The 12,244-nt window shown below is 50.5% G+C and carries 11 protein-coding genes and 1 pseudogene; 9 read left to right on the top strand and 3 right to left on the bottom strand.

The window, feature by feature from the left end; genetic code table 11:
* Positions 1-27: 27 nt before the first annotated feature.
* Complete coding sequence (locus tag NST26_RS24055) at positions 28-603, bottom strand: YhcN/YlaJ family sporulation lipoprotein (protein ID WP_340950836.1); 576 nt, start codon at positions 601-603, stop codon at positions 28-30.
* A 106-nt stretch (positions 604-709) separates the two neighbouring features.
* On the opposite strand from NST26_RS24055, the gene NST26_RS24050 reads away from it, so the two are divergent.
* Together NST26_RS24050 and NST26_RS24045 are read left to right on the top strand one after the other, a co-directional pair.
* Positions 710-2,041, top strand: a complete 1,332-nt coding sequence (locus tag NST26_RS24050; RefSeq protein ID WP_036724299.1) for a PhoH family protein — start codon at positions 710-712, stop codon at positions 2,039-2,041.
* Between the two features lie 384 nt (positions 2,042-2,425).
* Complete coding sequence (locus NST26_RS24045) at positions 2,426-3,658, top strand: extracellular solute-binding protein (RefSeq protein WP_340950838.1); 1,233 nt, start codon at positions 2,426-2,428, stop codon at positions 3,656-3,658.
* On the opposite strand, the gene NST26_RS24040 is transcribed toward NST26_RS24045, so the two are convergent.
* Together NST26_RS24040 and NST26_RS24035 are read right to left on the bottom strand one after the other, a co-directional pair.
* On the bottom strand, positions 3,650-4,786 hold the full coding sequence (locus tag NST26_RS24040; protein ID WP_340950840.1) for a coiled-coil domain-containing protein: 1,137 nt from the start codon (positions 4,784-4,786) through the stop codon (positions 3,650-3,652). The genes NST26_RS24045 and NST26_RS24040 overlap by 9 nt on opposite strands.
* 172 nt (positions 4,787-4,958) lie before the next feature.
* Positions 4,959-5,195, bottom strand: coding sequence for a DUF2626 family protein (locus NST26_RS24035; protein ID WP_036724295.1), 237 nt, complete (start codon positions 5,193-5,195; stop codon positions 4,959-4,961).
* Between the two features lie 346 nt (positions 5,196-5,541).
* Between NST26_RS24035 and NST26_RS24030 the strand changes: the two genes are divergently transcribed.
* The 7 genes and pseudogenes from NST26_RS24030 to NST26_RS34090 form a co-directional block, all read left to right on the top strand.
* The gene (locus NST26_RS24030) at positions 5,542-6,189 is read left to right on the top strand and encodes an RsfA family transcriptional regulator (protein ID WP_036724294.1); all 648 of its coding nucleotides are present in this window, start codon (positions 5,542-5,544) and stop codon (positions 6,187-6,189) included.
* 137 nt (positions 6,190-6,326) lie between these two features.
* Positions 6,327-7,307 (top strand): ketopantoate reductase family protein, encoded by a 981-nt coding sequence (locus NST26_RS24025; protein ID WP_036724293.1) that lies wholly within the window; start codon positions 6,327-6,329, stop codon positions 7,305-7,307.
* Between the two features lie 33 nt (positions 7,308-7,340).
* On the top strand, positions 7,341-7,700 hold the full coding sequence (locus NST26_RS24020; RefSeq protein WP_305954367.1) for a DUF3397 domain-containing protein: 360 nt from the start codon (positions 7,341-7,343) through the stop codon (positions 7,698-7,700).
* 150 nt (positions 7,701-7,850) lie between these two features.
* A complete protein-coding gene (locus NST26_RS24015) occupies positions 7,851-9,569 on the top strand; it encodes a peptide ABC transporter substrate-binding protein (protein WP_036724292.1) in 1,719 nt (572 codons plus the stop codon).
* Between the two features lie 226 nt (positions 9,570-9,795).
* Positions 9,796-10,728 (top strand): ABC transporter permease, encoded by a 933-nt coding sequence (locus tag NST26_RS24010; protein ID WP_036724388.1) that lies wholly within the window; start codon positions 9,796-9,798, stop codon positions 10,726-10,728.
* Positions 10,729-10,731: 3 nt separating this feature from the next.
* Positions 10,732-11,679: an ABC transporter permease gene (locus NST26_RS24005; RefSeq protein ID WP_036724290.1), complete on the top strand. Its 948-nt coding sequence runs from the start codon at positions 10,732-10,734 to the stop codon at positions 11,677-11,679.
* Positions 11,680-11,704: 25 nt separating this feature from the next.
* A pseudogene (locus NST26_RS34090) lies at positions 11,705-12,237 on the top strand (peptide ABC transporter ATP-binding protein); the annotation flags it as partial.
* Positions 12,238-12,244 lie beyond the last annotated feature (7 nt).

Here is a 12,244-nt window from a genome sequence, read left to right as displayed (position 1 = left end):
TCACTAGGCTTTTTTTGAAATTAGCTCCTACCGGGTATTGCCTTGCGGCTCAATATCCTCCGGCAGCTGCGGAATGATCCGGCCGATAATATCGGCCATCTCGGAGGCGAAGCCCGAGACCGGGTTGCCCTTGGAGATATGCTTGCCCATCTCGGCGAGTCTGCTGCTGAGGTCCATGTCGGCAGTCACCAGGACTCTTACGCCCCTCGGGTCCTTGCGGATCGCTTCAGCAACCGAATATTTCACGCTTCCGACCCGCGAACGGGTAAGGGCGCCGTCCACATCAATGCCGACCACGGCAAGGTTGTTCATGACGACACAGTGGACGCCTTCTACACCTGGGACTCTTCGCGCTAATTGTTCAAAATGATCCTTGAGTGCCACATCGCTGTCGCGCTTGCCTGCTGAAGGTTGTCCCGAATCTGGGGTGGGCTCCTGTACGGCTGTACCATCTTCCGACAAAGTCCGCACTCCGCGGTTCCCCTGGCTGTTTAAAGTGCCAGCTGATTGTTTATCCTGAGGAGAGGGTGATGTCTCTTTATTAGCGATACCGCAGCTTGTCAGCAGCAGCAGTACCAGCAACAGACACATTGATTTTCTCATATGTGCGTACTCCTTTCAGCCTGAGAATTAGTGATTTACCTTATCTTGCCCTTGCTGAAAAGAGTTATGTATGATCAATCAAACCAGGCGCTGTGGAGGGGATAACATGAAAAAGATATTCGTACTGGACACTAACGTGCTGTTGCACGACCCCAATTCGATTTTTGCTTTCAAGGCGAATGAGGTGGTCATTCCTGCTGTAGTCCTGGAAGAAATCGACTCCAAGAAGCGTAATGCCGATGAAATCGGCCGCAACGCCCGCACCGTATCGCGTCTGTTAGACGGACTCCGGGAGCTGGGCCACCTGCACAGCGGGGTGGTACTGGACCACGGAGGCACGCTGAAGGTGGAGCTTAACCACCGCAGCTTCGTCAAGGTACAGGAGATGTTCGGCGAAGTCTCCAATGACAACCGGATACTCGCTGTAGCGCTCAATTATCTCCATGAGGAGAATGAGAAGGCTGACCCGAGTCCTGTGGTACTTGTAAGTAAAGATGTTCTTGTCCGCATCAAAGCGGATGTGCTTGGTATAACGCCGGAGGATTATTTGTCTGACCGCACCGGCGATCTGAATGAGCTCTACTCCGGCTGCCAGTCGCTGATGGCCCATCCTTCACTGATTGATGAATATTACAGTCACCGGTTCCTGCCCACGAAGCAGCTGGCGCTTTCCTATCCGCTGTATCCGCATGAATTCGTCATTCTGAAGGATGAGATCGGCAGCGGCAAATCAGCGCTGCTGAAGGTCAACAGCGATGCCTCCCGCCTGGAGCCGCTCTATCTGGGCAATGATGCGGTATGGGGCATTAGCGCCCGGAATGCGCAGCAGCGGATGGCGCTTGAGCTTCTGCTAAATGATGATATTCCGCTGGTGACCATTACCGGCAAAGCGGGAACAGGTAAGACGCTGCTGGCGTTAGCGGCCGGATTGTTCAAGGTAGAGGATGAACACAAATACAAGAAGCTGCTGATTGCCCGCCCGGTGGTTCCGATGGGTAAGGATATCGGCTATCTGCCGGGAGAGAAGGATGAGAAGCTCCGTCCATGGATGCAGCCGATTTATGATAACCTCGAATTCCTGTTCGACACGAAGAAGGCAGGGGATATCGATAAAATATTGATGGGGCTGGGAAGTATCCAGGTTGAGGCGCTGACCTATATCCGCGGCCGCTCCATCCCTTCGCAGTTCATTATCATTGATGAGGCGCAGAACCTGTCCCGCCACGAAGTGAAGACGATTGTCTCCCGGGCCGGCGAGGGCAGTAAGGTGATCCTGATGGGTGACCCCGAGCAGATTGACCACCCTTATCTGGATGCGGCGAGCAACGGCCTCAGTTATATCGTTGAGAAGTTCAAGCAGCAGGGCATTAGCGGACATATTACCCTTGAGAAGGGTGAGCGTTCGCATCTGGCCCAGCTGGCTGCCGATTTGCTCTAACCCGCTAAACAACACTAACAAACTTTATTCCAGCCGGGAGCTCACCACTCCCGGCTTTTTCCTGCCCGCCCCCGGAAGGGGCGGGAGAGTTTTTGTGCAGTTAAAAGGTGCGTTCAGCGGAAGGAGCGGAATTGTTCTGGAGAAGCGTAGCGTTCGCCTTTAAAGACGGATTTCTACCTCTAATGGTTATCTGGTAAGAAATCTGGCTTTAACAGCGATCGGAAGAATAATCCGCACACGCAGCGTCTTGCGCACCTGGGTTTAGACCTGCACTGAACAATCCCGCCTTTTCCTTCTATATAAGAGAACGTTTTCACAACCCAAGACAAGTGCCTGCATCTCTGCTAAAATGAGGAATAAGAAACGCTGAAGGAGAGGGCGCATGTGCTGAAACGCAAAAATTACTGGCTGCTGTTTGCAGTTCTGCTGCTGGCGCTGACAAGCCTGTCACCCAGCATGGAGCTGAATACGGATCATGGAAGCTATCAGCCCAGACAGCCGTTGGACCAATCAGAGCGTCCTCCTTCAGGGGAAGCAGGAGAAATCGAGAGCCTCCAGATCCGCGTCTCACTCAGTGCGGAGGAGTTCAGCGTATTGGAGCAGATTAGCAAAGAGTACGCTTTATCCAGCGGAGTCAGCGTGATCCTTAAGAATGTAGAGGCGGAAGACGGAGGAGCACAGGTGCGTGATGAACTAACCATTGGGACAAGCCCGGATATCGTGATGCTGGACGGCCACAGCATTTATGATCTGGCGACCCGGGGCTATTTGCTGCCTGTAGATATCTACCAAAGTGTTCCCGGGAGCACGCCGCTTACGATGCTGATTCCGCAGATGCAGTGGAACGGATATAACTGGGGAGTGCCGCTGGATATCGATCCCTATGTCCTTGTCTATTCGCCGGAGCGGCTCGCCGGAATGGGTTTTGCGGAGGTGCCCGCAAGCCTGGAGCAGTGGAATATGCTGCTAGGCCGGCTGAAGGAGGACCCGGAGAAGAAACGTTATCTGCTGGCTATGGATACGCAGAATCCTTACGGATATGCCGCCGTGCTGCATAGCATGGGCAGCAGTTTGCGCTCCGCCAGCCTTGAGCAGGCTCAGTGGACAGAAGCGGCGCGCAGCTATTTGTATCTGACCAGCCGGTTCAATAAGGAGATCTGGGAGCTGCTGCAGGATGGGAAGCTTGCGGTGGCGGCTGTGCCGCTCTCGGAGTGGGAGAAGCACGGGAATTCGACGCTCGCGGTGCAGATGCCGAAGAAGCAGGAGGGTATACCGAGCTACGAGGTTATTCACAGCCGCTTTTTTGCCCTTCCTGCACAATCCGGCAGTCCGGAAGCAGCGGTCAAATGGCTCGCCTACGTGACTTCAAGCACGGCCCAGCTGGAATGGCTGGAGAACACGGACCGTCTGCCGGCACTGGATGAGCTGTACCGCTCCGCTCAGCCCAAGATTGGAAAGCTGCCAATGGAAGCCGGATGGTTCCTTGCAGAGGATAACACCCCCGGTCCCGGCTCTGAGGCAGAGTGGAACCGGAAGGCGGAGGCGGCGCTTGGTTTGTTAACCGGCAAGCTGAATGCCGCCGCTTATGAAGCGGTGGTACAGCCTCCTTTAGAATGAGAGGGACAGCTTCACATGCAGGAGGCCGTCTGAGCTTGAGACCTCGGTGGCCTGCAGGAAGGAGACAATCTTCGCCGGATAGAAGCCGAGATCGAATTCTTCCTCCAGAGCCTGGCGGGTGGTATCCGGCAGCTCCAGGCCATTGAATACCACATGATCAACATGGAACATCAAGCCGTTGACAGGCTCCTGCTGTATGGTATAGCGGCCGGTCAGCGACAGCGACAAGCCCCCGCTTTTACCCGTTGCCGAGACTGAATTGTCCTTGAACGCAAACCGGAAATCCTGGAACAGCGGGTTCTGGGTGACCAGGAACTCATTCAGATCCTTTTCGGACAGGGCCAGATTATAGGTCATCCCCTTGCGCACCAGCACGCCATCCCGGCTCTGAACGAACTCCGGCAGCTGCTTCATCGCAGAAGCCAGCGCTTTGAAGTACTTCCGCACCTCATGCAGTCCGATATTCTCCCAATATTTACTGAACTCCTCCAGCAGCCGCTCCATACTCTGAGGATCTGTACTGGCCTGAATCCCGCCTGCAATCTCCTTATCTAAGGCAAGCACACGCTTCTGCTGCTCTTCGAGCGCCGTTTTGAGCTCTGCCAGCTCCTGACTGCTGCGCCGGGCGGCCGTGAGTGTGCTTTTCAAATCCTTGTACTGCGTCTCATATTCTGTGAGCGTCTTCCGGTCTTGCCCCATAATAATCTCATAATAATCGAATAGAGCGATTAGCCTGCTGATGCTTTTGGCGGAGAGGAATGCGGTAAGAAGTCCATCCCGTTCCCCCATATAATAGGCCCGCACAACAGCACCTGCCCGTTCCTGCTGATCCGCGATATTACTCTGCTTGGCAGCAGCTTGCTCCTCCAGCTCAGCGGCTTTGTGCTCCAGCGTCTGTTGCTCTGCAGTAATCCGGGCAATCTCACGTTCAAGCTCTGCAGAGGACAGCGTCTGCTCCAGCAGCTTGCGGGTCTCTTCGTCATCCGGCATAGAGGGCGGCGGAGCGCTGACTCCTGAAGCGGAGCCGGAACCGGCGGACAGATAGACCGGAGAAGCCGGCGGCATAACGATGCAGGTGAGGATCAATATTGCTGCGAATAACCGGCGAACCGTATTACGGGATAACACTTGCACCACCACCTTGAACAGAGTTAGACAGGTATGTACTATTAATATGTTTCAGCCTGTTAAAATATCATACCCTGTTTTGCGTCTCCCCGAACTACAATTTTGCAAACAAAAAGAACGGAAATGCTCCCTTAATCAAGAAGCCATATCCGTTCATTTCTATATATATGCGTTAGAGCGGCAATTCCATCTCAAATATCGTCCAATAGCTGAAGCCCGTAAACGTCAGGATCATATACCCCCAAAAGAGCAGGATGTAGGTCTTTTCCGTAAACTTCATGTACCCCAAAATCACAAAAAAAGCGGTTTGCAAAAAGAATAACAGGGCCATTTCCGTGAGATTTCCGGCAAAAGCCATAAGTCCGATGGTAAGTGTAAAAAATCCCAATACGCGAAACATGCGGTCCAAGAGAGGGTCCCCCTTCCAATATGAATCCGGCTAACAGCTGCTTTAGCTTTATTATAACGGCTCTCCAAAACACTGTAAACGAATTCATTGAAAAAAATACAAAATTTCATAAAAAATATGATTTTTATTATTGACACAAGCCTTTTGTTTCGAAAAAGAGAATTTATAGCAAAGGTAGTATGAGGTGCAGACAAATTGGCAATACAAATTAGTATCAAATAGATTCTATGAACTCTAATAGAGGCATAGAAATGGAGTAAGCAGCTTTTATCCCTATTCACTACCCGGCGGAGCTGCCGGTTCTGAAGATGGTTATTTCATGATGTTGTTAGGAGGGTTAGGCTTTATGACAGCCGTTAGACAGGATGCTTGGAGTGCAGAAGATGATCTGATATTGGCAGAAATAACGCTGCGTCATATCCGCGAGGGCAGCACACAGCTTGCTGCTTTTGAAGAGGTGGGTGAAAAAATCGGCAGAACGTCGGCTGCCTGCGGTTTCCGCTGGAACAGCTGCGTGCGCAAAAGCTACGAGGATGCCATCGGTATTGCCAAAGGCCAGCGCCAGAAACGGAGCTATCTGAAAAAACAGCCTGCTTCGCGCGGGGCGCAGGTAGCCGGACTGATTCTCGGTGACATTGAGGAAGACTACAGCCGCAGCGAAGGATTAAGTGAGAACAGCTTGTCCATCGATGCCGTCATCCGCTTTTTGCGGCAATGGAAAGGAACGTTTCAGGAGGCTGGAAGACAGCTTAAGATGCTGGAGCGCGATCTGCGGGAGAAGGAAGAAGAGCTTTCAGAGCTGAGAGTGGAGAATGAACGCTTATCCAGAGAGGTTAATCTTGCCCAGAGCGATTACCGTGTGGTCAATGATGATTACAAGGCACTGATCCAGATTATGGACCGTGCCCGCAGGCTGGCTTTTCTTAATGAAGAGGATGAAGAGAAGCCCCGCTTCAAAATGGATGCGAACGGAAACCTGGAACGGATTGAATAGAAGATTTATGCAGCGAGCCCTGCGTCCGAGTGCGTAACAGCAACGGATTAGCAGGGCTTTTTGTTTTGCTTTTGCAGAGACAAGCAGGATATAATTAGGAAAATTATTGGTGCTTAGCATGGCAGGGGGCAGGGTTAGTGAGAATAGATGTGATAGGTGCGGGGTCACTGGGGCTGCTGCTTGCAGGGCGGCTGATCGCCGGTGGGGCTGAAGTACGGATATGGTGCAGGGGGGAAGAGCAGAGCAGGGCACTATCCGAACGGGGGCTGACTGTCAGCTATGAAGATGGCAGGGAGGCAACACAGCTTCCAGGCGGGAGTTTCTCCGCTGCACCGGTAGAAGAATATACACAGCGTCAGCTCGCCGAGCCCGGGGAGGTTACGCTGTTAACGGTCAAGCAGAAGGTGCTTCATGAGGCTCTGCCTGAGATTCTCCTGCCGCTCAGAGACAGAGAGCTTGTAATCATAGGCTTTCAGAACGGCTGCGGACATCTGGAATTGCTCAGGGGGCTGCTGCCGCAATCATCCATCTGGGCGGCTGTAACGACAGAGGCGGCAAAGAGGAAAACATTAACAGAGGTTATTCATGCCGGCAAAGGGGAAATATGTATAGGGAAGAGCAGCTCTCCTATAAATATTCATGAAACTGACCGGCAGGCATCTGAGCCTGCGGCGATAATTAGTTTCATAGAAGCTCTTGCCTCAGCAGGATTTCACGCTTCTCTGTCGAAAGAAGTGGATACCATCATTTACCGGAAGCTTCTGATCAATGCTGTCATTAATCCTCTAACCGCCATTTGGCGGGTCCGGAACGGCGAATTACTGGCCTCCGCTGCACGTGTACAGCTTATGAAGGAACTGTATACAGAGGCAGCCGGGATATTAGAGGCCTGCGGGATTTCCCTGGAGCACGGTGCCTGGGAGGCCATTCTTGAAGTGTGCCGCGCGACCTCGGGCAATACATCATCGATGCTTGCTGATGTACTTGCTGCAAGGGAGACGGAAATCCGCTGGATTAACGGAAGCATTGTAGATATGGGGCTGCGGCAGGGCGTTCAGGCTCCGCTGCACCGCTGGATCTGCGGACTGGTAGAAGGCATGACTGTGAGGGAGGGGTGAGGCTGTTTGGAATTTCTCCGGAATTCGTTCGGCGTGTTAAGCGTTATTCCGATTGTTCCTTTTTTGATTGTGTATTTCGCAGGAATCGGGCTGAGGCATGATAAGAGGAAAACGATGATGCTGGCGATGGACGTAACTACTTTATTTTTATTGCTGTCAGTTTCGGGACTGTTTAATATTATTTTTGACTCAACCTTTGGATTCTTTCTTATACTACTTATTGTATTAATATCCGCCGGACTGATTGGCGGCGCGCAAAACCGCCTCAAAGGAGGGGTGGACGGAAAACGGTTACTTCGTGCTGTGTGGCGGCTTTCTTTCTTTTTCCTGGGCGTAGGTTACGTATTATTTATGGTGGTAGGCCTCATTCAATACATATCACAAGCGATGTAACGTTCCATTGCTCCGGTGAAGCGTCAACGTCACAAAATTTTAAAGAATTAAAAAAAACTCGTTTTCAGAAAATATTGCTCTAGATTTTTTTGACCACTGGTTGTATAATCATAAACCATATACCACATTCTATTTAGGGGGAACTGCTAGATGAAGAAGAGTAAAAGTCTATTGCTCATGATTGCAATAGTTCTGGTGATCGGCACAGTGCTTGCTGGCTGCGGCGGAAACAAGAACAATGCGAACAGCGGCACCAATGCAGCGGCGACGACTGCACCAGAGGGCAGCACGAACACAGGAACAACAGGTGACGAGAAGCTGGCTGCTGACCAGACACTTAGAGTCAACCTGACTGCAGAACCACCTACGTTTAACCCTGCACAAGCTCAGGACAGCCAAGCCAACACCGTCCTGAAGACAATGTATGAAGGCTTGACCCGCATGAATGATGAAACTGGCCAAGCTGAGCCAGGTATTGCCGAGAAGTGGGATATTTCCGCTGACGGACTGGTATATACGTTCCACCTGCGTGATGCGCAGTGGAGCAACGGTGACCCTGTAGAGGCTGCTGACTTCGTTCGCGCATGGAAAATCGTGCTCGACCCTAACACAGATCCTACTGCACCTTACGCTTATCAATTGTACTACCTGAAGAACGCTGAAGAATATTATGGAAAGAAAATTACAGATTTCAGTCAAGTGGGCGTAAAAGCTGTAGATGCGAAAACTCTTGAAGTTACGCTGAAAGCTCCAACTCCTTACTTCCTTGGACTTCTGTCCTTCTATACTTATTACCCTGTACACAAATCCGTTGAGGGTAATGCTAAATGGGCTACAAGCAAAGACACTATGATCACTAACGGCGCGTTCACACTGACTGAGTGGACTACCGGCCAATCCCTGCAAGTAAGCAAGAACGATAAATACTGGGATGCTGCCAACATCAAGCTGGCTAAAATCGACTTCTCCCTGGTTAACAGTGGAGCAACTGAACTCTTGAGCTACAAGAACGGCGAGCTTGACCGCGCTGGTGCACCTCACGGTGAAATCCCGCAAGAACAGGTGCCAATCGTACAGAAAGAGCTTCCTAACGAATTCCAGAGAAAAGGTATCGCAAGTACCTACTACTATGAATTCAACATCACCGAAAAACCGTTCAATAACGTTAAAATCCGTAAAGCATTGGCTATGACTGTTAACCGTCAATCGCTGATTGACAACGTAGCACAGGGCGGACAACTTCCGGCATTCGGGTATGTACCTCCAGGTATCGCGGGCGCTGACGGTGAATACCGTACTGCAGTTAAAGACGATTACTTCAAAGAAGATACAGAAGAAGCTAAAAAATTGCTGGCAGAAGGTCTTGCTGAAGAAGGCCTGACTGCACTGCCACCGGTTGAATTGTCTTACAACACAAGTGAAGGCCACAAGAAAATTGCTTTGGCTGTAGCTGATATGTGGAAAAAAGCTCTGGATATCACTGTTAACACGGTGAACCAGGAGTGGGCAGTATTCATCGACAACCGTCAGAACCTGAACTACCAGATCGCACGTGCCGGCTGGACTGCGGATTACAATGATCCAATGACCTTCCTGGATATGTGGGTAACAGGCGGCGGTAACAATGATACTGGTTATGCTAACCCTGAGTACGATAAGCTGATCCAAGAAGCCAAAACAAGCTCTGATCTGGCAAAACGCCAAGAATTGTTTGCTAAGGCTGAGAAAATGATCATTCAGGATGACATGATCCTGATTCCGTTCTACTACTACACCAACAACTCCCTGACTAAAGAGTACCTCAAAGGTGTAACTCTTGACTTCAGCGGTGCAATTGACTTCACTCGCGCTTACCTGCTCGAGCACTAAGAATGACAGAACCTTCAGCTTATATAACTGAATAGTGATAGTCTGAAGGGAGCTTTACACTTCGGGATATATATGTGGAATTCCATATATATCCCTTTTTTTTGCATTTCGGGCATTTTGTTAAACATTTCACGAACTTACAAAATAAGAAATTAGACAAATGGCCATTTTTTTCATAAAATCTAATTATGTGTCTTAAAAAAAGTCAAAGGAGGTGTTGATGGGGATGGTTCGTTATATTGCCAATAAGTTTTTCTATATGCTTGTCTCGCTGTTTGTGCTGATTTCAGCGACCTTTTTTCTGATGAAAGCTATTCCGGGGGACCCGTTTACTTCTGAAAAGAAGATTCCACCAGAAATAAAAGCGCGTTTATACGAGCAATATGGATTGGACAAGCCGCTCTATCATCAATATTTTAAGTATTTGGGTGAAATCGCCCAGGGCGATCTGGGTGTATCCATGAAGCGTCTGAATCAGGATGTAACACATCTGATCGGTCAGACATTCTCGGCGTCTCTGAAGCTGGGGCTTATCGCAATTCTTGTGTCGGTTATTGTCGGAGTCTTCCTCGGCATGATGGCGGCACTCTATCACCGCAAGTTTATTGACAGTGCAGCAATGGTGCTGGCGGTGCTGGGGATTGCGGTTCCGAGCTTTGTAGTCGCCTCGCTGCTGCAGTATGTGTTCGCCTACAAATTTCATATGTTCCCGGTCTCCGGGTTCAAAGGGCCGATGTATTATGTCTTGCCTGTAACCGCGTTATCGGCGCAGCCTATAGCCTTCATAGCGAGGCTGACGCGCTCCAGTATGCTGGAGGTCCTGCATGCAGATTACATCAAGACAGCTAAGGCGAAAGGCCTAAGCTGGGCAGCCATCTTGAGCCGCCACGTGCTGCGTAACGGAATTCTGCCGGTGGTAACCTATATGGGACCTATGACGGCTAACATCGTAACCGGTTCGGTCGTTATTGAGCAGATCTTCGGTGTCGGCGGGATCGGCAAGCAATTTGTCGAAGCGATTGGCGTCCGTGATTATACCGTTATTATGGGGATTACCATCTTCTATGGTGTACTGCTTATGGTAGCGCGGTTTATCACTGACATTGCTTATGTGTTTATAGATCCGCGTATCAAACTATCTGGCGGAAAGGAGGGCTAACGAGTGGCTTCTGATAAAAACTTGGTATCGCAGGATGCGAACCTGAAACCGGAAGATTTCCGTAAGGTCGGAGTTGATGAACGGCAGGCTGAAGTCATTCAGCGCGAAAGTCTGTCCGCCTGGCGGGATTCCTGGGAACGTCTGCGCCAGAATAAAATGGCAATGACAGCTCTGGGGGTTCTTGGACTGATTGTACTGGCTGCAATAATTGCGCCGTTCTTCTCAAAGTTCAATTACTACTCTAACGATTTGCTCAACACGAATAAGCCCCCATCATCCGACCACTGGTTCGGTACAGATGATCTGGGACGCGATATCTTTGTCCGTACCTGGTACGGCGCACGAATCTCACTGATTGTCGGCCTTGCCGCTGCTGCCATTGACCTTTTCATTGGGGTCATCTACGGCGGAATCATGGGTTACTTCGGTGGCCGTGTAGACAATATCATGAATAAGATCTCTGAAATTCTGTACTCCATTCCATACCTGCTGGTAGTTATCCTGCTGCTGGTCGTACTTGAACCAAGCCTTGGTACCATTATCCTGGCGCTGACGATAACGGGCTGGATTACGATGTCCTGGATTGTGCGCGGGGAGATTATGCAGCTGAAGAACCGTGAGTTCGTATTGGCTTCGCGTTCGATGGGTGCAGGGTCCAAGCGTCTGCTGTTCAAGCATCTTTTGCCGAATGCTGTAGGACCGATTATTGTAACGATTACGCTGTCCGTGCCGAATGCCATCTTTGCCGAAGCGTTCCTGAGCTTCCTCGGTCTTGGTGTACAGGCCCCGGTAGCTTCACTCGGTTCGATGATCAATGACTCGCTGACCGGCTGGCTTTACTATCCGTGGCGTTTCCTGTTCCCTGCGATTCTTATCAGTTTAACGATGCTTTCCTTTAATATTTTTGGTGACGGCCTGCGTGATGCGCTTGATCCTAAGCTGAAGAAATAGATATTAACAATGGTGGAACCCATGCGGCAAAGATATTGGCATGATATTTCAAGACCCGATGACTTCTTTGAACCCAATGATCCAAGTGGGCAATCAGATAACCGAAGTTTTGATTAACATCAGAATATGCTAGCGGCCGAAGCGAATCATTAAGCTGTTGAAATGCTGAAGCTAGTAGGCATTATGAAAGCGTAGGCTCGCTTTAACCAATATCCCCACGAATTCTCCGGCGAAGTGCAGCAATTCGCTTGGGATCTCCATCATCCTGAATACACTGAACCCCGGCGTAGTTGCCGGGACGGTTATCGTAATACACCAAGGGTCTTGTGCGGCATGGCAGCACAAGACCCGAAGAAGGGCGAGCAGGTGATTCCGATCACTTCAGCTTCCCCGGATCTGATTAAGCCGCCGGTCGGTTATCCGTTCACAGCGTACTGCAGCGAAGCAGTGCCTCCTGTGAAGGAGTTGATTGATCCCGGCATCACAGAGTTCAGTGATACGCTTATAGCGCGCTGCTGGAATCTGCATTCGATGGCCAAGGAGGTGCAGTTCGTTTGAGTAAGAA

Source organism: Paenibacillus sp. FSL R7-0128 (assembly GCF_038002245.1).
GTDB lineage: Bacteria > Bacillota > Bacilli > Paenibacillales > Paenibacillaceae > Paenibacillus_AQ > Paenibacillus_AQ silagei.
The sequence above is the reverse complement of the archived record's forward strand: the minus strand, read 5'-3'. Positions and strand labels throughout refer to the sequence as shown.